The organism is Flavobacterium sp. ASW18X (assembly GCF_005144745.1).
GTDB lineage: Bacteria > Bacteroidota > Bacteroidia > Flavobacteriales > Flavobacteriaceae > Croceivirga.
Map to the genome: position 1 here is coordinate 74,326 of NZ_SWKK01000018.1, position 26,411 is coordinate 100,736.

Consider the following 26,411-nt stretch of genomic DNA (forward strand, 5'->3'; position numbering starts at 1 on the left):
TTAACACACTTAACGGTATTCCGTGAGATAAATAGCATTTAATTGCTGTATCTTGCAGTAGTAAGCACCAATAAATCACGCCACCACATGAAACTATTGAAATACACATTTTTTGCTTTAGCCCTTCTATTTTGGAGCAGCTGTAAAAAGAATACCCCAGCAGAAACTACAGACAACCTATTTGCTTTTAAGGCGTACGTTAGCTACCACACCATGGGGCAACATAGTATTGCAGAGCCAATTACCGTAGGGCTTACCAATCCGCTTTCGCAGTACGATTTAACCCAAGAAATTCCCGCAGAATATATAAAAATAAGACCTAAAGTTAAAGGCAAACTCGTCATAGAAAACGGTAACACTTTGCTTTTTACACCAGAAGAGTTATTACAACCAGATACGGAATACAATGTAACCATAGCCTTAGATAAGTTGTATGAGGATGTGCCGGCAAAATATAAAAACTACACCTTCGCTTTTAAGACCTTAACACCTAATTTTAATATCAACCTAGACCATTTACAATCGTATTCTAAAGAATGGCAATACCTAACAGGTACATTACAAGCTTCTGATTTACTGCCTACAGAAAAAATTTCTGAAATTTTAAAAGTCTGGCATGATGGTAAATCAGTAAAAATTAAATGGTCTAATACGGAACCTTATAGCAAATACTACAACTTTACCATAGATAGTATTCAACGTAAAACAGAAGATAGTGAACTGGCTATTACCTATGATGGTGCTGCGGTGGGGGTGGACCAAAAAGGAAACCAAAACTATCCTGTTCCTGGTAAAAACAATTTTACAATCGTAGATGTTAAAACCTCTACAGCACCTAATGCCTATGTAACCCTTAATTTCTCTGAAGCCTTACAAGAAAATCAAGATTTAAAAGGATTTGTTAGAATTTCAGAAGCAGATGAACTTAGGTATGAGGTAGAAGGGAATTTGCTCCATGTGTACCCCTCTAACAGAATCTTAGGAGAAGTAATGATCACGGTATTTAGTGGTATAAAAAGTGCCTATGGGGTTGCGCTAAAAGACCATTTTGGCCAAAAGGTGTCCTTTGAGCAATTAAAACCGCAAGTACGCCTGCTTTCTAAAGGTACCATTTTGCCCAACAGCACGGCAACTCCCCTTTATTTTGAAACCGTAAATCTAAAAGCTATAGAGGTTAGGGTTATACAAATATTTCAGAACAACATGTTGCAGCATTTGCAATATAACAACCTAACAGACAACTACAACAATGAACTTAAAGCGGTAGGCAGGCGCGTTGCCTACAAAGTTATAGACCTTACTAAAGACGGACAAAAAGACCTAAGCTATTGGAAAGCCCATGCATTAGATTTATCTAAGTTGATGCAAGTAGACCCTGGTGCTATGTACCGGGTTGAATTTAGTTTTAGAAAAGTGCACGCCCTATACACGTGTGAAGGCTCTGAGACCGAAACTGAATTGGACCAAATAGCGATGGAAAATCCAACGGAAAATGCAGAAGAGCAATATTGGGATAATCAATTGTACCGATGGCGCTCTTACCGTTACAATTGGGAAGAAATGGAAAATCCTTGCCATGAGGCTTACTACAATTTTGACCGTGTGGCAAGTATCAATTTATTGGGGAGTGATTTAGGGCTGATTGTTAAAAAAGGAACGAATAAGTCGTACCATTTTGCTACAAGTAATTTATTAACCGCACAACCCGAAGGGAACACCAAGATTTCGCTTTACAATTTTCAACAACAAAAACTAGCAGAAATCACTACAGATACAAAAGGTTTAGGCGTGTATGATGGTGATGCTACTATTGCCTTTGCTGTAGCACAAAAAGGAAACAACTATGCTTATGCTAAGTTATTAGATGGTAATGCCCTTTCTTTAAGTAAGTTTGATGTCTCTGGCGCCTCTCTTAAAAAGGGGCTGCAGGGCTTTTTATACACGGAACGTGGGGTGCACCGCCCAGGAGATATAGTTCATTTAACTTTTGCCTTAGATGATAAAAGCAACCCGCTCCCAGAAGGCCATCCTGTAGTTTTAGAAGTTACTGATGCTAGGGGTAAATTAGTACAACGGAACGTTTTAAAAGACCCGATTGTAGCGGTTAATGATAGTTTATTTGCGCGTAAAGAAGGTCAATTTTATTATTTTCCTATTCCCACCACTGAGGATGCACCTACTGGCAGCTGGACGGCAACGGTAAAAGTAGGAGGAGCAACATTTAATAAAACCCTCCGTATTGCAACCGTAAAACCAAATAGGCTAAAAATAGATTTAGGTTTTAACAAAGAAGTTTTAGAGGCAAACCGTTTAGTTGTGGGCAACCTACAAGTTAATTGGCTGCATGGTGCACCTGCTCGCAATTTAAAGGTGGATATAAATGCAAAAATTTCTGTAGCAAACACAGGGTTCCCTAACTACAAAAAGTACAACTTTAAGGACCCAGTCCGCAGTTTTACCAATACTGAACTACAGTTGTTAGAAGATTACGTAGATGATAATGGCCTACTAGCGATACAAAAAGAAATTAGCGTCAATAAAAATGCACCGGGCATGTTACAGGCTACATTTACCACCCTGGCCTACGAACAAGGGGGCGACTATTCTTTAGATGTATTTACCAAACCACTTGCTCCCTACCGTTATTTTGTAGGTTTACAATCGCCAGAACCCAAGCAATATGGTTCTTTTTATACTGATGAAAAGACCACTTTTGACGTAATCTCTGTAGATGCTCAAGGCAAGGCTGCTGCACAACGTAAACTAACCGTAAAGGTGTACGAGATTGCATGGCGATGGTGGTGGAATCGTGGTAATGATAATCTTTCTAGATATGATAATGCTTCTGTGCATATTCCGTATAAAGAACTTAGTATTACTACCGATGCGCAAGGCAAGGGCAGTTTTAGCCTCTCTATCCCTGAGAATGATAGAGGCCGATTCTTAATTCGTGTTATTGATGAAGCTTCTGGCCACGCTACTGGGCGTACCGCCTATTTTTATCGCAACTGGTGGAATAGAGCGCATAATGGTGATGCAGAAAGCTCTAAAATATTGCTATTTGCATCAGACAAAGAAAGCTACGAAACGGGAGAGGAGGCTACCATAAGTTTTCCTTCTTCTGCAGGAGGCAAAGCGCTTGTAAGTATAGAAAATGGTTCTGAAGTTTTATCGCAGCAGTGGATTAGCACCAAAGACAAAGAAACCAAAACCAGCATAAAAATTACGCCAGAAATGGCTCCAAATGTATATATCAATATCTCGTTATTACAGCCACATGGCCAAGTACGCAATGATATGCCCGTACGGCTCTATGGCGTGATGCCCTTGCTAGTTACTAATCCTGCTACAGAACTAGCACCAAAAATTGATGTGCCAGAAGTCCTTAAACCAGAAGAGAACTATACCATCACGGTAAGTGAAGCACGCAACAATCCTATGACCTATAGTATTGCTATAGTAGACCAAGGGCTGTTAGACCTCACACGTTTTAAAACACCAGATATCCATGCTCATTTTTATGCTAGAAAAGCGCTAGGTGTAAAAACCTTTGACATTTACGATGCGGTGATGGGCGCTTACTCTATAAGCGTGGATAATATTTATGCTATTGGGGGTGGCGGTATGGCAGAAGGCGCTAAAAACAGAAAAGCGCAGCGTTTTAAACCTGTAGTCACTTATTTAGGGCCTTTTACCTTAAAGGCAGGCAGTAAAGACAAGCATACTATTAAAATGCCCAACTATGTGGGGGCTGTACGCGCTATGGTGGTTGCTGGTAATGCCAAAGGAGCCTATGGCCATACCGAAAAAAGCGTTCCTGTACGTAAGCCATTAATGGTTTTAAGCTCTGTGCCCAGAAAACTAACACCCGGAGAAACCGTGACTATTCCTGTTACCGTATTTGCCATGGAAAAAAAGGTAAAAAACGTTGCGGTTACCATTAAAACTTCGGAAGCCTTGGAACCTCTAGGGAATACTACTAAAAATCTCAACTTTAAAGGTATAGGTGACCAGGTAGTAAACTTTGATTTTAAAGTAAAGCCAAATGTAGCTTACCAGACCATAGAAGTCATTGCCAGCGGAGCTGGAGAAAAAGCAACTACCAAAACGGAAATACAGATTAGTAATCCAAATCCTATTACAACAAATAGCACCTTACATACGCTAGAAGCGAATGAAAAAAAATCATTTGATTTTACCGTATTTGGCACTAGTGGCAGTAACAATGCTACGGTAGAATTCTCTACCCTACCTCCTATGGATTTTAGTAAAAGGTTGGCGTACCTTATATCTTATCCTCATGGTTGTGTAGAGCAAACTACATCGGCAGCATTTCCGCAATTATTCTTATCCTCTATTTTAGATATTAGTTACAACCAACAAAAATCTACAGAGAAAAATATAAAAGCAGCGATTAAAAAGTTGTCAGATTTCCAAACTACAGATGGTGGACTTAGTTATTGGCCTGGTAACAGCTACGCAGATGAATGGGGCACCAACTATGCAGGGCATTTTATGCTAGAAGCTAAGAGTAGAGGGTACCAGTTACCGTTAACCTTTTTAAGCAACTGGCTACGTTATCAGACTAAAACAGCTAGAGAATGGAATGGGGCAAGATATAGCTACAACACGGACCTTACCCAAGCCTACCGCTTATACACCTTAGCCCTTGCACAACAACCAGAACTTGCTGCTATGAACCGCTTAAGAGGGCAGTCTAATCTTAGTAATAATGCTAAATGGCGTTTGGCTGCTGCTTATGCCTTAATTGGCAAAAAAAGTATTGCTCAAGAGCTTATAAATAAGGCTAACATTGAAATAACTCCTAAAAGGGAAGATTATCATACCTACGGTTCTGTATTTAGAAATAGAGCGATGGCACTAGAAACCCTTGTACTATTGGGTAGTGATAAGCAGCGCGAATTAGCCTTAAGTTTGGCTAAAAATTTATCTTCAGATAAATGGTACAGTACGCAGGAAACAGCCTATGCCTTATTAGCCATGGCTAAAATGGCCAAGAAAAACGGCGGAAAAGCTATAGACCTTAGCTACATTTATAACGGTAAAGAATACAATGTTAAGAGTGACAAAGCCCTTGCCATTCGCGATTTACCTATTCGTAAAACCACAGCAACAGTGACCGTAAATAATAAGCGCAACAATGTGGTTTATGCCACTTTAAATTTACAAGGGCGTTTGCCTGTGGGTCAAGAGTTAGAGCAACAGCAAAAAGTAGTACTTAAAACCAGCTACATCAATAGTGATGGGAGTAGCCTTTCTGTTGACCAGTTACGACAAGGAACAGAATTCCAAGCCCGTATTAGTGTAACCAACACTACTAATGATGATATGGATAATCTTGCGCTAACCCAATTATTGCCAAGTGGCTGGGAGCTAGTAGATACTTCCTTTGTAGATAACAACAACAATTCTCAAGGTGTAGATTACCAAGATACCAGAGATGATAGAACGCATTTTTATTTTGGTTTAAAAGCCAAGAGTTCTAAAAGCTTTGTGGTGAGACTAAATGCCTCCTATCTAGGCACATATTATCTACCTGGCTCGCAAGTAGAAGCTATGTATGACAATACGATTAGCGCACGTACCAAAGGCACTTGGGTAAAAGTAGTGCAGTAAAGTAAAGGGTGTTTGTTGCATGAAGTGGATTGCAGTTTTAAAAAGACACCGCATACAACTAGGGATAGCCTCGCTACTATTCCTAGTTTGGCTTTTCTGTTTACCTAAACCCCTATTCACTGCTCCAACAGCAACTGTAGCTTACAGTAAAGAAGGGCTACTCATAGGTGCGCGTATTGCCTCAGATGGGCAATGGCGATTCCCCGCTGTAGATAGTGTTCCTTACAAATATGAGCAATGTATTTTACAATTTGAAGACGCTTATTTTTACAAGCATCCAGGTTTTAATCCTGTATCCATGTACAAAGCCCTACAACACAACCTAACCAAATCTACACGTAGAGGGGCAAGTACGCTAACACAACAGGTAATACGGTTAAGTAGAGGTCAAAAAAAACGTTCTTACCTAGAAAAACTTATCGAAATTTTCATGGCTACACGGTTAGAAGCGAGGTATTCTAAAAATGAAATATTAAAAATGCACGCAAGCCACACACCTTTTGGTGGTAATGTTGTAGGCTTAGAGACCGCCGCTTGGCGGTATTTTGGATTACCAGCAGCACAACTAAGTTGGGGGCAAAGCGCTGCCTTAGCAGTTTTACCTAATGCACCTTCCTTAATTTTTCCGGGTAAGAATGACACTTCCCTGTTAAATAAAAGAAATCGACTATTAAGAAAGTTACATGCAACGGCAATAATAGATGCTACAGAATTAGAGTTAGCATTATTAGAACCGCTACCAAAAAAACCGCTACCCTTACCAGATTATGCTTCTCATTTAACAGCGCGTATAGCAAAAGAATACCCTGGACAAAATATAAAAACCACGATAGATTTTGCCCTGCAAGGCCAATTAAATAATATCGCACTGCGTCATCATCAACAGCTAGCAAGCAATCAAATTCATAATTTAGGAATTGTAGTTTTAGAGGTTTCCTCTAAAGAGGTTCTTGCCTATATTGGGAACACGCCAAATAAAAAAACAGAAGCGTATTACGTAGATATGGTTACCGCACAACGTAGTACAGGTAGTACGCTTAAGCCATTATTGTTTGCTGCTCTGCTAGAAGAAGGTCATCTTTTGCCCAACACTTTAGTAGAAGATATACCAACCGTCATTAATGGTTACGAACCCAAAAACTATGATAACTCTTTTAGTGGACTAGTGCCTGCCAGTAGCGCCTTAACCCGTTCTTTGAATATCCCTGCCGTGCGTTTATTGCAAGACTACGGTTTAGAAAAATTTTATCACAAATTAGAAAAAACGACCTTACACAGTATTGATAAACCGCCGCACCATTATGGATTACCTATTATTCTTGGTGGCGCGGAGAGCAGTTTATGGCAATTGACTAGCACCTTTGCCGGTATGGCAAATACTGTGAATTATTACGTAAAGAACAGCAGTCAATACCGTAAAAACGAATTTCAATTGCCGCATTACCAAAAAGAAATTATACCGAAACAAGGCTCTAATCAATTTTCACCACCCTTTTTAGGTGCAGGCAGTTTGTATACCACACTGCAAACCCTTCGCAAAGTTAATAGACCAGAAGGTGATGAGAATTGGTATTTCTTTGATGACTCCCAAGCCTTAGCGTGGAAAACCGGGACAAGTTTCGGATTTAAAGACGCTTGGGCCGTTGGTACTACTCCAAAATACGCTATAGGAGTTTGGGTAGGGAATGCCGATGGGGAAGGCAGGCCAGGACTAACGGGTATCACGGCTGCTGCACCATTATTGTTTGATGTACTGCGCAGCCTGCCAAAATCGGGTTGGTTTTCCACACCTTATGATGATATGGCAACGGTGCAAGTCTGTACCAAAAGCGGTTATAATGCCACTCCCTATTGCGAAGATAGTCTTGAAGAACTAGTACCAACTAACGGTAAGCGCGGTGCACCCTGCCCTTACCACACTCAAATATCATTAGACCAAACGGGTACCTTCCGTGTAAATAATGCGTGCTATCCCTTAGCAGAAATGCAACAAAAATCATGGTTTAGCTTACCGCCTCAGTTAGAATATTATTACGCTCAAAAACAAAGCAATTACCAAGCTTTACCTCCCTTTTTAGACGGATGTTCTGCCCTTAATAATGACAGAATAGCTTTCATCTATCCGAAGAAAAATGAAACCATTCTGCTCCCTAAAGGATTTGATACTAGTCCTGAAGATGTTGTTCTAAAATTAGCCCACCAGCAAAAAGATGCCAAAGTGTATTGGTACATAGACCATACTTTTGTAGGCGAAACAGAACACTTCCATGAGTTGCTAGTTCCTATTACTCCTGGCGAATATACTCTTAGCGTAATGGATGAGGAAGGCAACCTACTTAGCCAAGAAATAACTGTAGCAACTGCAAGTACAGACTAGGCCTACTTATTTTTTACGCATAAATACGGTAATTGGCACTCCAGAAAAATCAAACTGCTCTCTTATTTGATTTTCTAGAAAACGCTTGTATGGATCGCGCACGTACTGCGGCAAATTGCAAAAAAATGCAAACTGCGGGTATTGCGTAGGCAGCTGCGTACAGAACTTAATTTTAACGTATTTCCCTTTTAGCGAAGGTGGAGGCCTGTTCTCAATAATAGGCAACATAATATCATTGAGCTTGCGTGTAGGGATTCTTCTAGAACGGTTTTGGAATACCTCTACGGCGGTTTCTATAGCTTTGTAAATACGTTGCTTATTGAGCACCGAAACAAATAGAATGGGCACATCATCAAAAGGTTCAATTTGTTTTTTAATCGCCTTGGTATAATCCCGTACAGAATTGGTTTCTTTAGAAACCAAATCCCATTTATTTACTAAAATGACAATCCCTTTATTATTACGTTGTGCTAACCAAAAAATGTTTTGCACTTGCCCATCAAACCCACGTGTGGCATCTAACATAAGAATACAAACATCACAATGTTCAATAGCCCTTACAGAGCGCATTACGGAGTAAAATTCTAAATCTTCTCTTACTTTGGCTTTTCTTCTTATCCCCGCGGTATCTACCAAATTAAACTCGAACCCAAACCTGTTATACTTGGTATCTATACTATCTCTGGTGGTACCCGCAATGTCTGTAACTATGTATCTGTCCTCTCCTATTAGAGCGTTGATAAAAGAAGATTTACCGGCATTAGGTCTCCCCACCACGGCAAAACGTGGCAAATCGTCCTCTACTTCTACCTCTTCTGGCAATACTTTTACCAACGCATCTAACAAATCACCTGTACCACTACCATTAATACTAGAAAGGGTAAAATATTCTCCGAGTCCTAAGGCGTAAAACTCCACCGCATCTGCTTCGCGTTGTGCATTATCTACTTTATTAACGGCTAAAAAGACCGGCTTTTCTACGCGACGCAACAAATTAGCCACGTCTTCATCCATACCCGTAACGCCAGATTCTACATCTACCATAAAAATGATGGCATCTGCCTCCTCTATTGCTAACTCTACTTGTTTATCTATCTCTTGTTCAAAGATATCATCACTCCCAACCACATAACCACCGGTATCGATAACAGAAAAGTCCTTACCGTTCCAGTCGCTCTTACCATAATGACGGTCTCTAGTAACCCCACTAACCGCATCTACAATAGCTTCTCTACGCTGAATTAAACGGTTAAAAAAGGTGGATTTACCAACATTAGGTCTCCCTACAATAGCAACAATAGCGCCCATCCAATGAAATTTTTGGCAAAAGTACCATTAATTTTTATAGGCTGCTATTTCTTAAGGATTTGTGGTAGAAAATATGGGGTCTTTCTACTTTTCTTTTCTAAAAACATTAAATAACTCTTAAATATCACTTGATTCTGCTTCTATATCATCCTTATGCCTTGGGCTTGTTGTAATTTAACGGTTGTTTTAAAAATGATTCGCGATGAATATGGAAATCAACGACACAAATACTTTACTATCCTATACGGCAAATACAGAACGTTACCAAAAAATGCAATACAAACGTTGTGGTAATTCTGGTATTCTATTGCCCAAACTTTCTTTAGGACTGTGGCATAATTTTGGCGATACGGACGATTTATCTAAAGCGAGAACCATCTTAAGAACCGCTTTTGACCACGGAATTACACATTTTGATTTAGCCAATAACTACGGTCCTCCTTACGGAGCTGCAGAGACTAATTTTGGTCGAATTTATCAACAGGATTTTAAAAATTACCGGGACGAACTTCTAATTTCTAGCAAAGCAGGATACGATATGTGGCCTGGCCCTTACGGTAATTTTGGTTCTAAAAAGTACTTAGTAGCCAGCATAGACCAAAGTTTAAAACGGATGGGGCTAGACTATGTAGATATTTTTTATCATCATAGACCAGACCCAAATACGCCATTAGAAGAAACAATGGCCGCGCTACACCAGTTAGTGACGCAAGGTAAAGCCCTGTATGTTGGTATCTCTAATTATCCTGCAGCACAAACGGCAAAGGCATATACTATATTAAAGGAAATGGGGACTCCACTATTAATACATCAACCTAAATATAGTTTATTTGAACGATGGGTAGAAGAAGGGCTACTACAAGTTCTAGACGAAAAACAAATAGGTTCCATTGTGTTCTCTCCATTAGCACAGGGCTTATTAACGGATAAATATTTAGACGGATTTCCAGAAGACTCCCGCGCTGTAAGAGATGCACGTTATTTAAAAACCAATCAAATTACCGATGAAGTTTTAACTAAAATCCGAGATTTAAATTCGCTTGCAAAAGAAAGAGGACAAAGCTTAGCACAAATGGCTATAGCCTGGCTATTGCATAAACCACAAGTAACCTCTGTCTTGGTAGGGGTTAGCAAGCCCCAACAGCTAAAAGATAATGTAAAATCACTTGATAAACAAGATTTCACCAACGAAGAATTAGAACGTATAGAAACTATTATAGATGCTAACAACTAATCATTTTGCTTTTTACAATACAGTATTTAGGTAAATACAGTGTACTGAAAAATGAATTCCAGACCAGTACATTATTCTCTCAACTTAATTAATGCGTTGTGTATTGCTTATGGGTTAAATAGTTCAGCATCATTCTTAAAACATTTAAATTCTATAGGATTATTGCTATAATCTAAGACAAACATAGTCTGTTGCTCTCCTTGCTTTCCCTTATATCTGGTTTGTGGCGGAACTATAAATTTTATATCATGTATCTCCAAAGCTTTCTGCACCTTTTTAAACGTATTTTGGTCTAGAACACAACCAAAATGTGGAATTGGCACTTGTACTTGGTCTACGGTACCACAATAGTCTAAAGGCGGCATATTCTCTGAAACATGAGCAGACAATTGATGGCCAAAAAAATCAAAATCTATCCAACTTTCACTTTGTCGGCCTATTTTGCATTGTAAAACTTCATGATAAAATTGGTACGTACTGGCAATATCTTTTACCTTGAACGCATGGTGAAAAACGTGCATTATTAATATCCTTTATGTATTGAAACTTGGTTGAGCAGGTCTTCTTCTGCTATGGCCTTATTATAATTCATTACAATACCCGCTGTTGCCGTACTTATATTGGTTAAGGCTGCAACATGGGGTGTTATCTGTATTTTATTGTGCTCCCAAAAGGGATGGTTTTCTGGCAATGGTTCCGTTCTAAAAACATCTAATAAAGCGCCAGAAAGATGCCCCCTGTTTAAAACGGCTAAAAGGTCTTCTTCTACCAAATGCTCCCCTCTACCCACGTTAATTAGAAAAGCATTTTTGGGTAATGACATCAGTAAGTTCTTATTTAAAATACCTTCTGTATCTGCAGTATAAGGTAACATGTTAATTAGAACTTTTGCTTTTGCAACAGCTTTAGATAATTCTGTTTTTCCATAAAAACAACTTACACCATCTAAATTTTTAGCATTTTTAGCCCAGCCAGTTACTTTAAATCCCATGCCTGCCAATTCCGTTGCCACGTACGCCCCAATTTTACCTAAACCTAACAAACACACCTGTGTTTCTGCAATAGTATTGTAGCTTTTTTGCCCCCAAACCTTATTGGTTTGTGCTTTTTGGTAGCAATTCGTTCCCCTGATAAAATTTAAAATTCCAGTGAGTACGTAGGTAAACATATCTTTTGCTAACTGCTGGTCTACTACCCGGGTTACGGCAACTTTAGGTGGTAGTTTTTGCGTATTGATGATGTGATCTACAGATGCACCTACAGATTGTAGCACCCGTACATTTGGGTAGGTTTTCAACACATCAAAATCCGCTTTCCAACACAATGCAAAAGTTGGCTCTTCCTTTTGGGAGACCTGCGGGTGTATTTCTACCTTAACCTTGGGCAATCGCCTTTTAAGCTCTTCTTGCCAAGGTTTAGGGTTCTTATTGGTAAAACAGATAACTATACTCATTTTTTTATTTCAAATTTCTGATTAGCTGCTTTAACTACAAAGTGGATTAATCGGTATATTTAAATTTTAACCATTGATTTTTATGTTAAAATGAAAAATACCAACGATTTTTCTGCCGACAGCATTGACCTTGCCATTTTACAAGCTTTACAAACTGATTCTAGACAATCTTTTGCTGCTATTGGCCGAAGCATAAATTTATCTGCTTCTGCTGTTAGAGAACGGGTGTTAAAGATGGAGGATACTGGACTTATAAAAAAATACAGTGTTACCGTAGACTATTCCTTATTGGGATATGATTTAGAAGCCATAATTCTAGTAAAGGTGTTTCATGGAAAACTTAAACCTTTCTTAGCCTTTTTACCCCAACTAAAAGCAGTACAAAAAGCACATAGAATTACGGGTAACCAAAATGTACATTTACATGTTTTACTAAAAAATCAATTGCAATTACAACAGCTTATAGATAGTTTGATGGATTATGGAGACACCCACACTTTGTTAGTACTTTCTGAGATTGAAACAAACTAAAACAAGGATTGCTTAGTATTTTTTTCGGTGGGTAATCTTACCTTTCTCGTTATACGTTTTCCATTCCCCAATTGGCATACCATTCTGGTAATATCTTTCTTGATGCAGTTCACCGTTTTTGTGATACGACTTCCAAGTGCCATCTTTTTCATCGTTCTTATAAAATCCTTTTACCACTAAACTTTCTTCCAAATCATATTCTTGATGCATCCCCTCTTTAACTTTTACGTGTGTATTGCTGGATGGATGGCGAAAAGAAGTTAAGGATTCTATTTTACCTTGGTCGTCAAAGTCTTGGTACTGAACAAACTCATAATAATAACTACCTCCTTCTTTTGGATCTTCTATTAAATTAGAATGGGTAATAACAGATCGCAAAAGTCCATCGCGAGAATAATTGAATTTTACATTAGTTTCTACTGGGCATCCTTCACCAACGTAAGTCATTTGTTCTTCTATTTTTCCCTCTTTAGTATAGGTTATCCAAGTTCCAGCTCGTTTATCTGACCAGTATTCCCCTTCTGTCTCTATTATGCCATTCCTGTAATATTCTGTGAATAAGCCTTCTAATTTATCATTCTTATACTTACGGTACTTTTTAAGTTGACCATTGTCATGGTAGTCTTTTTTAATGCGAATGTTTGCGGCTTTGTCTTCTTCTACAAGTGTTTTTAGTGTGATTTTATCTGCGTAATAAACTTTTTTAAAGTTCTTCTGATTGGTGTTTTCTGAATACTCTTTACGCTCCAAAAGCGCTCCATTTAAAGAAAAGCTTTCCCAGACGCCTACTTTTTTTCCTTCCTTATAAGCCCCTTTTTGAATTATTTTTTTTGAAGCGCTATTTTTATCCTTGGAGATTACCTCATCTTTATCTTGCACATATCTTATGTATGTTCCGTGCAATTTTTCATCTTGCCCGTATGTTCCTTCTTCCAAAGCATATAGTTCTCCTCTATAACCTTCTAGCTGATTTTTAAATGGGCCTATTCTTTTACCACCCACGTAGGAATACTCATAATATAAGGTTCCATCAGGATTATACTTGGTATGCTTACCTTCTTTTAATCCATTGCTATAAACAATGGTTTCTATTAACTGCCCTTCTGCATTATAATATTCTTGTTTCCCGTCTTTTTTGCCTGCTACTAGTCTTGCTATACTAATAATTTGACCTTGTTTATTCTTATATTTTTTCTCGGTTATCGTAATAGTATCACGTTGGGTATATGTTATTTCTACTTGCTTTTCTTCGCCTTCCTCCAGTGTTAGTATTTCTTCCAATTGCGCTGTATCTGGATTGTACATTTTAAAAGTACCATAACCATTATTTAAAGTACCGTGGCTTAAAGCTTTACCATTGATATCAAAGAAAGCCTGAACATTCATTAATCTTCCATCTTTATATTTCACTTTAGAATGTAACTGCCCATTCTTAAAGTAAGTGCTCATAATGCCTGTAGGAATACCGTTCTTTAAAAAGCCTTCAATAGCTTTCTTTCCATTTTTGTGGTATGTTGTAAAAGAACCATTTACTCTATTTTCCTTGTATACATAAGAAGATTGTAATGTACCATCCTCATAATACATATTCCAATTCCCTATCATGAGACGTTCTTCGGTTACTCCATTGAAAGTGGGCTGAGCTACTTTTACAAATGGTCCCTTTGCTTTTAGTGTCCCATTTACATGGTAATACTCCATAGTACCAATGGCTACTTGGCCTTTAGTATAGTTTTCATCTGTTGTATATACTAACTTTAATTCTGGAATGCCCTCAACAGTATACCAAATCTCTTCTGTTGCAATACCATATACAGGATGGACTATTTGTCGCTTTTCTTGTTTTTGCCCGTATATAGTTATAACGTTACATAAGATATAGGTTAGGAAAAGGAATCGTATTAGCATGCTGTAGTTTGTGGTTTTTTAGACTGCCTTTAATAGCAATACTATAGGTTAAAAAATAACGGTACCCTATAAATTATAGTATAGTAGTCTACTATAAAAAGTAGCATGCGAATATGGCACATCAGCTCCATCACTAAACATATAGTCACAAAAAAAGCACCACTTTCGTGGTGCCCTTACCTAATTATGAACAGTTATTTCTATTAGTTCTCGTAAATAGTAACAGTGCCGCTAACTTCATTACTAACCACCAACAAATCTTTACCTGTTGGGCTGTCTGCGGCTGCGATAGCTAGAACACCTTCTGGCGCTACATCACCACTAGTTTCTAACAACTGAATAAATTCTGGCGCAGCAGGATTACTAACATCGTACACCAAAACTTGATTGTTACGTTCCAAGCCAACGAATAAGATGTGTTTGTTACCTATTTTCTGTACAGTTACGGCTTCTGGCTCAGCACCTTTATCATCACTTCTACCATCTTCTCCATTGAAAGTATCGGGGGTTAGCTCTAAGGTCTTCTGAGCAATATCATTACCACTATCATAGACCATTTCTCCGGTACCGGTCCAAATAGTAAAAGAACGCGCGCCAAAACTATACAGTTCATCAAAATCGCCATCGTTATCAATATCACCTTTAGTCAACGTAATTTTTAATCGTCCTAAATTTTCATCTGCCTGCAAATTTTCCCAATCTGGAAAAGCTGTAGGATCAAGCACTATGTCTTTAATTCTTTCTTCCTCCACAAAACCAGGGTCTCCTTCGTACTCACGAGCATCGCCTTCATTTGCAGTAACTATATAATCCATTCCGTTTACACTGTAATAAGCAATAGCATCTGGATGATACGTACCAAACACAGGAACGCTACGCAACTCAGTTTTATCATCCTTGTCACTTGGATCAATCTCATTCCCCGGTAATGAATAATCTTTGTAACCTAATGGTAAAATTGTTTCTATGGTTTTGGTTTCTAGGTTAACCACAGCTACACCATTATTTTCTTGTAAACTTACCCAAGCTTTTTTGCCATCATCAGAAACTGCTACGTATTCTGGTTCAACATCCATAGCCAAACTAGCATTAGGACCAAAAACGCGGAATCCATTTTCTAGTAAGCTTTCTTTGGCTCCATTAAAGGCTTCAAAATCTAAATGTGTACAAGCTCCCGTAGCTACTTCTACAATAGAAATTGTACCTTTTGGGTCTACCGTGTAATCATCATTTGGTTCGCCTTCATTCGCTAATATTACGTATGTACCGTCTGGTGTAAAAGTTACCATATCTGGCAATGCTCCCACTTTAGAAGCAGAGATAAACTGTAAACTTTCTGTATCATAAAACTTAACGTAGCCATTATCTTGTTTCACCTCTTGTTCTACAGCCACTGCTAGTATACCATTTTTAACAGCAACACTATTGGGTGCACCAGCGCCATTCAACGCAATATCTGCCACGAACATTGGAGCATCAACATTAGAGATATCATAAACGGTAATTACGTCTTTCTCTACATTCACCGTAAACAGTCTCCCCGTAGCCGCGTCGAAAGCAGAAATTTCTGCAGCACCTTCACCACCCACCGTAAAGGTTTTTTTGTGCGTGAAATTGATGGATACTGGATTTTCACCTTCCATACCATCCCCATTGGTACCACCATCCCCAATAAAATCGTCTAAATGTTCGCAAGAAAATAAAAGTGCCGCTGCTGCAAAGAATACAGCTGGTCGTGTAAATTTTTTCATTTTGTTCGGTATTATTTATCGTTTCAATATCTTAAATAACAACCGTTTAAAAGTTATGCCAATCCTAACCTTACCTTTAGTTTTAGTAAGGTTAAGCCTAAGAAAAGGTTACCTAAACTATAACATAATCTTAGGGAATACTAACAAGGCTTTAACGACTGTACACTGGCGCTGACCCGTATATACTATGAACAAAAAAACAGAACCTATGAAAACTTTGAAATCTATTGCCCTTACCTTGGCAATGGTATGCAGCACTGCTTTAACAGCACAAGACAAGAAACAAGAAAAACTTATAGTTGATGCCCACAAAGCGCATGAACAACTTGTAAAAGCGGATACTGGACTAGAAAACTTTTTCACCAACTCTGCCGGATATGTCATTTTTCCGAATGTAGGTAAAGGTGGATTTATTGTTGGTGGCGCCTCTGGTAATGGTGTAGTTTACGAAAATGGAAACATTGCAGGTTACGCTAATCTTAAAAAGTTAAATGTTGGATTACAAGCTGGTGGGCAAGCAATAATTGAGGTCATCTTTTTTGAGACGGAAGAAGATTTAGCCGAATTTAAAACAGATAATTTTCAGTTTTCAGCAGAAGCTTCTGCGGTAGCAGTAAAATCTGGAATCGCCTACAACGCAAAATATAAAGATGGTGTAGCTGTGTTTGCTTTACCTAAAGCAGGATTAATGGCAGATGCCTCTGTAGGTGGACAAAAAATTGAGTTCACCCCCGTAAAATAATCGTTTTTTGATTGATTGATGTTGATTGGAAAAGGTTGGCCCGCTAGTGCCAGCCTTTTCTTTTTTTTATTTCTGTTGATACCCAAAGCGTTTTAACTGGTTGCTATTACTGCGCCAGTTCTTATTTACTTTTACATAAATTTCTATATGTACTTGTTTATCAAAAAATAGTTCTAAATCTTTTCTAGCTTCTACCCCTACTCTTTTTAGGGCACTGCCTTTGTGACCTATGATAATCCCTTTTTGACTATCCCGTTCCACCATAATTATAGAACGTATACGAATGATATCTTCGTCCTCAAAAAATTCTTCTGTTTCTACTTCTACAGCATACGGAATCTCCTTTTTATAATGTAGTAAGATTTTCTCTCGGATAGTTTCGTTTACAAAAAAACGTTCTGGCTTATCTGTTATTTGGTCTTTTGGATAGTATGCCGGTCCTACGGGTAGCAACTCCAAAATACGCTCAAATACTTCTCTGACATTAAAATTTTGAAGCGCGGAAATGGGATGAATTTCTGCTCTTGGTAGTAAATCTTGCCAATATTGAATTTGCTCTTCTAAAACTCCTTGTTCCGAAGTGTCTATTTTATTCAATAACAATAACACCGGAATCTTACTATGCTGTATTTTTTTAAAAAAAGCTTCATCTTTAAGTCCCTTTTCACCAATTTCTACCAAATACAACAATACATCTGCATCTTCAAAAGCCGACTTCACAAAATCCATCATACTGGTTTGCAGTTCGTAGGCTGGTTTAATGATACCAGGCGTATCTGATATCACTACCTGAAAATCATCCCCATTAACAATACCAAAAATACGGTGACGTGTAGTCTGTGCTTTAGAGGTGATAATAGATAGTTTTTCGCCGACAAAGGCATTCATCAAGGTAGATTTACCCACATTTGGGTTACCTATAATATTTACAAAACCAGATTTATGTTCTCCCATAACTATTGTTTTTTGTGCATGCGAGGTTTAGGTAAGTTTCTATCATACATCACAATACTCCCCGCAACCGCAACATTCAAACTTTTAATCGACTTAAATTGTATTAAATGATGTGCTTTATCGCACGCCACTCTACTTAATCCGTGGTCTTCTGCACCCAACAAATAAACACACCTTCTAGGGTGATTAAAGGTTTCTAGTGCCACGGCATTTTCCTTCATTTCTACACCAACCAATTCTGCTCCTTTTGGTAGATTTTTATAAAAATCTTCAAACGTATCATAATGAAAGTAAGGCATAGCCTTTACCGCATGGTGGGTATCACAAGCCTGTTTGGCATATCTATTACCAATAGTAAAAATAAAGCTTGCTCCTAAATTCTGTGCCGTCCGCCATAAAACGCCCAAATTTTCTGGCGTTTTGCCATTTTGGATGCCAATTCCAAAAAACTCGTGCTCAAAATTATCTGTGCTCACTCTTTAATTTCTGAAAATAAATTTTTGCCTCTTTATTTACTTTAGGCGCCAACAAAAGTACGGCAATCATATTGGGTATCACCATTAATGCATAGGAAAGGTCTATTAAGTTTTTAACTAAGTCTAATGATGCTACAGCAGCAAAAACTATCATAATTACAAAATACACATTATACCATTTACCAATTTTGGCATTGGTTAAAAAAGACAGACTTTTTACACCATAATAGGAGTATGTAAATAAGGTAGAAAGTGCAAAAGCGGAAACGATAATCATTAACAGCACATCACCATACCCAAAAAGTGAAGCGTTAAAAGCAGAAAGCGTCATTAAAATACCACTAACATCCTCTTTGTAAGCACCACTTAAAATAATTACAACGGCTGTGAACGTGCAGACTAAAATGGTATCAATAAAAGGCCCTAACATGGCCACTAAGCCCTCTCTTATAGGCTCATTATTCTTAGATTGACCGTGGTACATGGGGGCACTCCCTAAACCAGCTTCATTAGAAAACATAGCTCTGCGCACCCCAATAATGACTAAACCCCAAAATCCACCAGTGACTAGGGTATTAAAATTCCAGGCTTCTGTTATTATCAATTGCAAGGAAGGTAAAATTTCCGAAGCATTCATAACCATCACCACCAACACTGCAACCAAATAAACCATGACCATGAAAGGCACTATTGCCGTAGCCACTTTTGCTATGTTTTTTAATCCTCCAAAAATAACCAAAGAAGAAACCAATGCTAACACAATCCCCACACCTAGCTTCCAGTTAAATTCTCCTAAACTTGCAATATTGTCATTTGGCGCTACAACTTCCATGAAGGTTTCTGTGAACTGATTGGCAGTAAACACGCCTAAAAACCCAAATAAACCTGCAATACTAAAGAAAATGGCTAAGGGTTTATATTTTTCTCCTAAGCCTTTTGTAATGTAGAACATTGGACCACCTTGCATAGCTCCATTAGAATCTTTACCCCTAAACATTATGGATAAACTACAAGAATAAAACTTAATACACATCCCGATTATAGCGGTAACCCAAATCCAAAAAACAACCCCAGGACCACCATCATGGATAGCAATGGCCACACCGGATATGTTACCCAACCCTACTGTTGCAGCTACTGCCGCAGATAGCGCCTGCAAAGAACTTACATCCCCTACAGCAGAGGCATCCTCATATTTACCCCTAGTAATGTCTATGGCATGTCTAAAAAACCGGTATGGTAAGCCTTTAGAATATAGCACTAAAAATACCCCTCCACCAATAAGCAATAGAAACATGGGCCATTCTGTCCACTTTATTGCTTCTTGTAAAAAACTGTTTAAACTTTCCATGCTGCCGAAGGTAGCTATTTTACTAGTATTAACGATAACCGGGCTTTAGAATTGAAATAAAATTAAAAATGATTTTAAAGTTAATTTGGTGTATTCTAAAAAAGGGTTGTATATTTGCCTTCCGATTCGCAAAAAGATACGTTCTTGAATCGAATTATATTGACAAGTTAGTTGCTACGCAAGCAACAGTAAACATACATCGCGGGGTAGAGCAGTAGGTAGCTCGTCGGGCTCATAACCCGAAGGTCGCTGGTTCGAGTCCAGTCCCCGCTACTAAGGCTAAGGCCAGAAAAATCAACGGTTCGTCCAAAACGAGCCGTTTTTTTATGCCTGAAATTTCCGTATTTCTAGCTGCCGTACACGATTTCGTACACGATTCCACAATGAAGAAAGACTTTAGCCCAAATAATAACAGATTAAGATGCCACTTATCGCCTATTGAAAACTTTCTTTAAGAAGATTAATTAATCCTTTTTTTTTGAACTTTTGATTATCTCAGTTCTTTGTAGCGGATAGTTATTTATAATTCATCAAATAATATCACTTTGATGTTTGGAAATTGAGTGCTTAATTCTTTTTTCAAACCGATAATATGAGCGGCCCCAACAAATAAAATACTCTTATTAAAATTATTCTTATTGATTTGTGTACCAAGATTGTAAGCAAAACGTCTATTCCTTTGGTTAAAATAGTCAACAGCCTTTACACAATCAGAGTTTTGTTGATTTGTATACTTAAGTCCACTTAAACTATCTAGAAGTTGAAGGTGTTTAATTCTATTATTGATTATTCCGTATTTACCCACAACTGAAGGTAAAATTTCTCTTAGGAATAGTTTTCGAGCTAATTTGTTTTCTTTTCTTTTGTATGATGTACCTACCAAAGCCTTCTCACAAGCTCTCCAATGTTTATGGAATTCTCCATTAGTTTGTTGGTCATCAGCAGCATATATTTTTTTATGACGTAGCCTAAGTGCTAACTTTCTAGATAACTCAAAGTTTTCGTGCCTTCGAGACTTTTTATGACCATTAGGAAAATAATCTTGAATATATTGGTAATAATAGTAGTTTGGATAATCCCGTTGATAGGCAAATGAAAGTTTAATTTTGCTAAAATCATCTTTGGTCAATTTATCAAAATCTTTGCTCAACAAATAGTTTAATGAATCCTTATTGAATTTAAATTCTTCTTTAACTTTTATAGAATACTTATAAAACTCTTGAAGGCTTTTGCTATATCCATTTTTCAAATACTGCCAGCTTAAAGAGTCATCAGGCATAGCAGTTTCTACAAAAATAGCTTCAGGATTATAACGTAATGACTTTTTAAACAGCGGTCTGTAACTGTTTTTTAAAATCTTAGGCACCTGATGCATTGTCCCAACTAAAACAATTTCTTTACGTTGTCCAATTGCAAAAGAATAAATAAAGATTATAATAAGAAAAAGTAAATTCTTCATCCTCATATTTTTAAATAACCTAAATTAATATCTTTCTGTCATAATATGAATATCCATATCGTATAAAACCACTAAATCTTAGACGGGCAGAAAATCCCATTTTTGAACTTTAATCATTTTATAAATTCAACCGGGAAGTATACCTGGGAATCCACCTGTTGTCCATTTATAATCCCAGGTTGGAATTGAAAGCCGCAGTTTTGTATGATGTCAGAGGCTACCAAATAGAACCCAGAGTCGTCTTTCTCGTATGGCTCAATATATCCAATTGTTCCATCCTTTAGAAGCAAAAAACTCATGTAACAGATGTACTTTTCACCATCTTTACTAGAGACCTTTGAGACTTTCTCTTGATAGCATTGTATCTGTTCAGGAGTTGGTTGCATCATCTCAGCTCGACTGTCCAACGCTGAGAAAGCAGCTGCCACAGGTTTTTTAGGAAGTTCAAAATCATTATCATCAACATTGCGTTCTACTATTTTAACTGCTTCCTGTATCTCGTAGTATGTATCGTATTCTGTTATGGTTTTTAGGGCTATTGCTCCATTTACTTCTTTGAGTTTATTGTACCAATTTCCAGCTTGGTGCCCTTCAAAGTCAGAATAATTAACGCGGATATCGTCTGAATAATATGTTCGGGAGGTACCATACTCAGACTTTGTGACTACCATGTAGCAATCATGCCCTAGAACATTTATAATGCTGTCTTTATATACATTTGAACCAAAGTATTCAAAGTTCCCTTTTTGGGAATCCCTAAATGTCACGTATGGTTTGTCACGATAATCATCATACATTCTTTTGGTTTTATCATCATAGGTGTATGAATAATTATACTCGTTGTTTTTAAAGTATGTTGATTTATATTTCTTGGAAGTGATAACATATTTAGCTTGAGTGCCATGTTTCATATCAATGATGTCTTTTACATCAACTGTATCCGATTTGGGCAATATTTCAATTTGATAAGTGATTTCCCCACTGAAATATTGGGGATGGCATATGACTGGAAAGATTATTAAAAATAATACTAAGTTCTTCATCTATTGATTGTTGTTTTACTGTTTTGAGCTACTGTCTATGTTGGTCTATTTACCCTTTTTTTTGAACTCATAGGTGCTCTTCGAAATTCATTCTTTTCCCTAGAATCCTTACCACGTATATTTCGCCTGCATTATCAAATGAATAATAAATTACATGACCTTTGAAATTATAGAACTTTAATCCGTTGGCAATTGGTGAGGCATCTCTGGCGAGCTCCGGGCGTTCTGCTAGTTCTTCCAGAAAATCCTCCAGTCCGGTCAAATAACCAACAGCTTGCTCGATACCGAAATACTTTATCCCGTACTTATAAATTCCAATAATATCAAATTGCGCCCTAATGGAAAGATTATAGCTCCCCATCATCAACCTTCTTGATGATATCGCTTATTTTTAAAGGGCTTCGGCCGCTTTGCAAACCTTCATCTATGGCTTGCTTCAGTTCCAAGAGTTTCATATTCTCTGCCTGGTCTTTTCTGACAAGCTCACGGATATATTCACTGTCGTTGGTAAAATCCCCGTTTTCAACTCTTAGCTTAATCCATCTATCCTGTTGGGCCGTGAATGTTATTGATTTTCTGGTAGTTTGCATAAATATAAATTACGGTGCAATATAGTAATTATTCGCACCAGATTATATTTATTTTACGTTTCCGTGAACTTTGTTTCGGGATTACACTACCCTAAAAAGGGGATTCACCCATACTTTTTTTGAACTTTTACGTAAGATGCTTCGGAAAATCCATTCGACCACCTAAGACCCTAACTATAAATATTTCATTCTCCATTAAATAATAGTAAATTACGTGGGCCTTGTAACGATAACGTAGTAACATTTTATCCTTTATAGCTACATATCTTCTACCAAGCTCTGGATTTTCTGCCAGTTCGGCTAAAACACTTTTTAGACCTGCTGCATATTTTAAGGATTGTTGCTCCCCAAACTTTAGAACCGTGAATTTGGCAATTGCCTTGAAGTCCGCTCTTGCCTTGGCACTAATAATGTATTTATTCATTGGCATTGTGCTCTTTTATGGCCTCTTCCCAAATACTATCTATAGTTGCATCTGTAGGGCCACTCTCAATACCTTCAATAAGGGCTTCGTTCAAATCAACAATCCGTTTTCTACGTTCTTGATCTTGGCGAATTATATCTCTAATATATTCGCTATCATTTGTGTAAAAGCCTTGTTCTATCAAACTTTTAACATAGGCGTCTTGCTGCTCCGTAAAGGTGATGGATTTTCTAATTACAGCCATATTGAACCAATATTATTATTTATGATTCAATTTAAGCATATATTCTGGTTTTTACAAAATCCTTTTTTTGAACTTATAAATTAAAACATCATTTGATTCGAAGGTTTTCCATTTCAATCTTGAAAGACTCTTCCATCAAACGATACGTCTTCGTCTTCCGTCCTACTAGCATCTTCTCTGCGAGTGCATTTGACTTTGCAATTCCATACTGTGAAAAATCTCTTGCCACCTCAAGATTTCCGAGATATAAGTTAATATCTTTCATTAGTAATGCAAATCTACGCCTATTGAAAATCTCATATTTGCCCAGTAATTTGTAATCTTGATTTTCTATAACATCTTCAACAGAGATTTTGTCAAAAGGGTCTGGAAAATTTTCAAAATCTGAGTAAAATTGCGGACCAACGTTTAGAAAAGTTTCCAAAATGTTTTGGACCTGTTTCACATTCCTTTCTTCCTCTGTATAAAATTTCCATGTCCCAACTGATAGTCGTTCCCTAAAAAAACATTCAGTTACCTTCTTTTTTTCAATTGGTTTGTCGTGCTCATAAAGTGGTAAAAAATCGAAATGGATTCCTGTTTCACAATAAATACATCCTCCCATCCAACTACCGTACATCCCAAATAATTTCACCAAATGATTTTCCTCTATTCTTCTGTAATCGAAGCCGTTTCCAGTCCAACCCAATTCCTTCATTTTTGGTGAGAAATGCTTAGTTACGAGTTTTCTAAATTTAGTTGCATTCATTTTAGTAAAATAAAGCGTTAGGTCCCACTATGATCCTTATCTTGAACTTTATCTGAGACATCGTTTCATTTATTAAAGCTTTTATTTCGTGATGGGTTAAGATAATTAATCAGATAAATTTCTAAAGCAGAAGCAAGACAAAAATGCTCATTAGGGAAGCCAATGGTTAAAATACCAGTTAATTCCTGCCATTTTTCTGTTGGTAAATATTTGTTGGGATTTAGTTGAAGATTTTTGTTGGCTTTAAAATATCTTTTTAGACGAAAACCCAAACCGTGGTTTTTATAAATTCCTGAACCTTTACTAATACCAACCCCAATATAAATTACTTCGTCATTCTTTAAGAGCGCATAACATCCTTGTTTATCGTGATTAGGTATAGTTCCGTTAAAATTCCATTCAGATTTTTCCCAAGTAGGATTATCTCCGTTTTTTGGGTTCCAATAACGACTAAAAAAGTCATTTGTAACTGAATTTAAAAGGTCTTTTGTAATCATCTCTCAAATATGTGGCAACAATTAAATACCCGTAATAACGAATATCCCTTTTGTATAAAACTACTAAATCTTACACCGACAGAAAATCCTTTTTTTGAACTTTCAACGTTTTGGCTAAACTGCCTTTTAACGCGGTTTAGGTTTTGTTGTAGGTAGTTTCTTTTCTTTTAATTCAATAATTGTATGTAGTAAAAGAACATCACGTCCATTATTTGGCTCGATGTATCCGATTCCTACGAAATAATGCGTGTCACAATTATCACATTTGATGATCTTGCAAATTGTTCCTGTTCCTCCTAATTCAATTATTGATTCCAACTCGATTTTGATTTTTTCGGGATTAAAAGAATTCGCGTTTATATGATCAATATTTATACTACTATCCTGACAAACACGACAATTAAAATAATACGGAGTAACGGTTTTAAAATCTAGGATACAATATTCGGAGCTGAATCCATCAGTATTTAATAGATGCTGTTTTTCAACCTCAAAAGTTTTATCTGATTTATCGAGTGATTTAAATCCCATAATTCTAATTACCTACAACAATTAAATATCCGCATAATAACGAATATCGCTTTTGTATAAAACTACTAATTATTTGAAACTGATTAAATCGTTCTAATTGAACTTCCTTATAATATTTAAATGTAAAGACTCAAATGTTAAAACTTCTTCCCAAATCAAGTAAAAAAAAAGAAGGAAATCCCTAAACAACTAATACCACATTAATTTTAGAATAGCCTCAACATGGGGAAACTCTTTTTTACCCATTGGATGTTGAGAAACAATAAACTTTCTTTTTTCTCCAAAACAGTCAATTTCAAAGACCGAGGATTCATATTTGTCTCCCCACCCGATTACTTTTTTAGGCTCTGGTAAATTTTCCATTCTATCTATGCCCATTAAATTCTTTAAAAAATATCCTTCCCATCCACCAGTGAACATAACTATAATTTCCGGATTAAAGAATTCTAATTCTTTTTTAAAGATAGAAATACAATACTCTCTTTGAATGTTTCGCAATTTTATATTTGGATTGCCTCCAGTTTGGTTTGGAGCTACTTTAAAAAGGTTACTCCAGGCTATTTTTTTATGCCAATTTGAATCATGGATTGCTTGCATTTCAATTGCCACTCTTTTGACAACACGCCAGAATGCAGATTTTTTAGGATTATAGCCGTTCGTTTTACCATATGAAGTAACTACCCATTTAAGTTGGTCTGGTCTATTAAATAATCTATCATCTGAACTACCAAATATTATTTCTGAATCTATGATATTATGAATCCAACCATTAACCGCACGACCTACAAAAAAAACCTTTGCCTCTTCACTAACATCTAGAAAAGTTTCTCCCCATTGTGCACAAAACACACATGAACTTTCTTTGTATTTAGACTTGGCTATTTTATCTAACATCGGTTTATAATTTTCCAACAAATTCTTTCTAAATTTTTCTATCGTTCCCATGTTTAACTTAGTTTTATAAACCCTTATGCACTTTAGCATATTTCATAGTATATTAGTTTACCTATTCAAACCTATGCCTATCAAAAGTTTATAAAATTTTCCTTCTACTCAAAAACCTTTTGAGCATCCCCCAGTGATTAGGACAGGTTTTGCTCTAAATTAGGTTCTGGTTAATATTCATTAAGCTGCTTTTTGTTGTTCTCTCAAA

23 protein-coding genes and 1 tRNA gene are annotated in these 26,411 nt (G+C 37.1%); 6 read left to right on the top strand and 18 right to left on the bottom strand.

Annotated elements, in window-relative coordinates; genetic code table 11:
• Nucleotides 1-87 precede the first annotated feature (87 nt).
• Nucleotides 88-5,637, top strand: a complete 5,550-nt coding sequence (locus FBT53_RS12990) for an alpha-2-macroglobulin (RefSeq protein ID WP_136951618.1) — start codon at nucleotides 88-90, stop codon at nucleotides 5,635-5,637.
• A gap of 19 nt (nucleotides 5,638-5,656) precedes the next feature.
• On the top strand, nucleotides 5,657-8,014 hold the full coding sequence (pbpC, locus tag FBT53_RS12995) for a penicillin-binding protein 1C (RefSeq protein ID WP_136951619.1): 2,358 nt from the start codon (nucleotides 5,657-5,659) through the stop codon (nucleotides 8,012-8,014).
• A 6-nt stretch (nucleotides 8,015-8,020) separates the two neighbouring features.
• Here pbpC and der read toward each other — a convergent pair whose 3' ends face one another.
• A complete protein-coding gene (gene der / locus FBT53_RS13000) occupies nucleotides 8,021-9,322 on the bottom strand; it encodes a ribosome biogenesis GTPase Der (RefSeq protein WP_136951620.1) in 1,302 nt (433 codons plus the stop codon).
• Between the two features lie 208 nt (nucleotides 9,323-9,530).
• Between der and mgrA the strand changes: the two genes are divergently transcribed.
• Nucleotides 9,531-10,556 (top strand): L-glyceraldehyde 3-phosphate reductase, encoded by a 1,026-nt coding sequence (mgrA, locus tag FBT53_RS13005; protein WP_136951643.1) that lies wholly within the window; start codon nucleotides 9,531-9,533, stop codon nucleotides 10,554-10,556.
• Between the two features lie 107 nt (nucleotides 10,557-10,663).
• On the opposite strand, the gene FBT53_RS13010 is transcribed toward mgrA, so the two are convergent.
• The gene (locus tag FBT53_RS13010; protein WP_136951621.1) at nucleotides 10,664-11,077 is read right to left on the bottom strand and encodes a VOC family protein; all 414 of its coding nucleotides are present in this window, start codon (nucleotides 11,075-11,077) and stop codon (nucleotides 10,664-10,666) included.
• Nucleotides 11,078-11,079: 2 nt separating this feature from the next.
• Nucleotides 11,080-12,009, bottom strand: a complete 930-nt coding sequence (locus FBT53_RS13015; RefSeq protein WP_136951622.1) for a glyoxylate/hydroxypyruvate reductase A — start codon at nucleotides 12,007-12,009, stop codon at nucleotides 11,080-11,082.
• Nucleotides 12,010-12,099: 90 nt separating this feature from the next.
• Between FBT53_RS13015 and FBT53_RS13020 the strand changes: the two genes are divergently transcribed.
• Nucleotides 12,100-12,540, top strand: coding sequence for an Lrp/AsnC family transcriptional regulator (locus FBT53_RS13020; protein WP_136951623.1), 441 nt, complete (start codon nucleotides 12,100-12,102; stop codon nucleotides 12,538-12,540).
• Nucleotides 12,541-12,552: 12 nt separating this feature from the next.
• Here the strand turns inward: FBT53_RS13020 and FBT53_RS13025 are convergent, their stop codons facing one another.
• Together FBT53_RS13025 and FBT53_RS13030 are read right to left on the bottom strand one after the other, a co-directional pair.
• Nucleotides 12,553-14,448: a toxin-antitoxin system YwqK family antitoxin gene (locus FBT53_RS13025; protein ID WP_136951624.1), complete on the bottom strand. Its 1,896-nt coding sequence runs from the start codon at nucleotides 14,446-14,448 to the stop codon at nucleotides 12,553-12,555.
• A 203-nt stretch (nucleotides 14,449-14,651) separates the two neighbouring features.
• Nucleotides 14,652-16,199, bottom strand: coding sequence for a choice-of-anchor I family protein (locus FBT53_RS13030; protein ID WP_136951625.1), 1,548 nt, complete (start codon nucleotides 16,197-16,199; stop codon nucleotides 14,652-14,654).
• 208 nt (nucleotides 16,200-16,407) lie between these two features.
• Between FBT53_RS13030 and FBT53_RS13035 the strand changes: the two genes are divergently transcribed.
• Nucleotides 16,408-16,941 carry a YSC84-related protein gene (locus FBT53_RS13035; protein ID WP_136951626.1) on the top strand — a complete coding sequence of 178 codons (534 nt, stop codon included), beginning with the start codon at nucleotides 16,408-16,410 and terminating at the stop codon, nucleotides 16,939-16,941.
• A 66-nt stretch (nucleotides 16,942-17,007) separates the two neighbouring features.
• Here the strand turns inward: FBT53_RS13035 and era are convergent, their stop codons facing one another.
• The 3 genes from era to FBT53_RS13050 are packed head-to-tail and all read right to left on the bottom strand — an operon-like array spanning nucleotide 17,008 to nucleotide 19,722.
• Nucleotides 17,008-17,895 (bottom strand): GTPase Era, encoded by an 888-nt coding sequence (era, locus tag FBT53_RS13040; RefSeq protein WP_136951627.1) that lies wholly within the window; start codon nucleotides 17,893-17,895, stop codon nucleotides 17,008-17,010.
• Between the two features lie 2 nt (nucleotides 17,896-17,897).
• Nucleotides 17,898-18,371 carry an RNA methyltransferase gene (locus FBT53_RS13045; RefSeq protein WP_136951628.1) on the bottom strand — a complete coding sequence of 158 codons (474 nt, stop codon included), beginning with the start codon at nucleotides 18,369-18,371 and terminating at the stop codon, nucleotides 17,898-17,900.
• Nucleotides 18,358-19,722: a sodium:alanine symporter family protein gene (locus FBT53_RS13050; protein ID WP_136951629.1), complete on the bottom strand. Its 1,365-nt coding sequence runs from the start codon at nucleotides 19,720-19,722 to the stop codon at nucleotides 18,358-18,360. Before FBT53_RS13050 ends, FBT53_RS13045 begins: the two co-directional genes overlap by 14 nt.
• 200 nt (nucleotides 19,723-19,922) lie before the next feature.
• On the opposite strand from FBT53_RS13050, the gene FBT53_RS13055 reads away from it, so the two are divergent.
• Nucleotides 19,923-19,995: transfer RNA gene (locus FBT53_RS13055), tRNA-Met, on the top strand.
• 247 nt (nucleotides 19,996-20,242) lie between these two features.
• Here the strand turns inward: FBT53_RS13055 and FBT53_RS13060 are convergent.
• The 10 genes from FBT53_RS13060 to FBT53_RS13105 form a co-directional block, all read right to left on the bottom strand.
• Nucleotides 20,243-21,181: a DUF5694 domain-containing protein gene (locus FBT53_RS13060; protein WP_136951630.1), complete on the bottom strand. Its 939-nt coding sequence runs from the start codon at nucleotides 21,179-21,181 to the stop codon at nucleotides 20,243-20,245.
• Nucleotides 21,182-21,294: 113 nt separating this feature from the next.
• Nucleotides 21,295-22,224, bottom strand: coding sequence for a hypothetical protein (locus tag FBT53_RS13065; protein WP_136951631.1), 930 nt, complete (start codon nucleotides 22,222-22,224; stop codon nucleotides 21,295-21,297).
• Nucleotides 22,225-22,291: 67 nt separating this feature from the next.
• A complete protein-coding gene (locus FBT53_RS13070) occupies nucleotides 22,292-22,585 on the bottom strand; it encodes a type II toxin-antitoxin system RelE/ParE family toxin (protein WP_167989624.1) in 294 nt (97 codons plus the stop codon).
• A complete protein-coding gene (locus FBT53_RS13075) occupies nucleotides 22,572-22,814 on the bottom strand; it encodes a type II toxin-antitoxin system ParD family antitoxin (protein ID WP_136951633.1) in 243 nt (80 codons plus the stop codon). The genes FBT53_RS13070 and FBT53_RS13075 overlap by 14 nt, the downstream gene beginning before the upstream one ends.
• 127 nt (nucleotides 22,815-22,941) lie before the next feature.
• Nucleotides 22,942-23,238 carry a type II toxin-antitoxin system RelE/ParE family toxin gene (locus FBT53_RS13080; protein ID WP_169630365.1) on the bottom strand — a complete coding sequence of 99 codons (297 nt, stop codon included), beginning with the start codon at nucleotides 23,236-23,238 and terminating at the stop codon, nucleotides 22,942-22,944.
• A complete protein-coding gene (locus FBT53_RS13085; protein WP_136951635.1) occupies nucleotides 23,231-23,482 on the bottom strand; it encodes a type II toxin-antitoxin system ParD family antitoxin in 252 nt (83 codons plus the stop codon). The genes FBT53_RS13080 and FBT53_RS13085 overlap by 8 nt, the downstream gene beginning before the upstream one ends.
• 88 nt (nucleotides 23,483-23,570) lie before the next feature.
• The gene (locus FBT53_RS13090) at nucleotides 23,571-24,230 is read right to left on the bottom strand and encodes a DUF4304 domain-containing protein (protein WP_136951636.1); all 660 of its coding nucleotides are present in this window, start codon (nucleotides 24,228-24,230) and stop codon (nucleotides 23,571-23,573) included.
• A 65-nt stretch (nucleotides 24,231-24,295) separates the two neighbouring features.
• Nucleotides 24,296-24,727, bottom strand: a complete 432-nt coding sequence (locus FBT53_RS13095; protein ID WP_136951637.1) for a hypothetical protein — start codon at nucleotides 24,725-24,727, stop codon at nucleotides 24,296-24,298.
• Nucleotides 24,728-24,853: 126 nt separating this feature from the next.
• Nucleotides 24,854-25,258 carry a hypothetical protein gene (locus FBT53_RS13100; RefSeq protein ID WP_136951638.1) on the bottom strand — a complete coding sequence of 135 codons (405 nt, stop codon included), beginning with the start codon at nucleotides 25,256-25,258 and terminating at the stop codon, nucleotides 24,854-24,856.
• A gap of 189 nt (nucleotides 25,259-25,447) precedes the next feature.
• Nucleotides 25,448-26,203, bottom strand: coding sequence for a hypothetical protein (locus tag FBT53_RS13105; protein ID WP_136951639.1), 756 nt, complete (start codon nucleotides 26,201-26,203; stop codon nucleotides 25,448-25,450).
• Nucleotides 26,204-26,411: the final 208 nt, after the last annotated feature.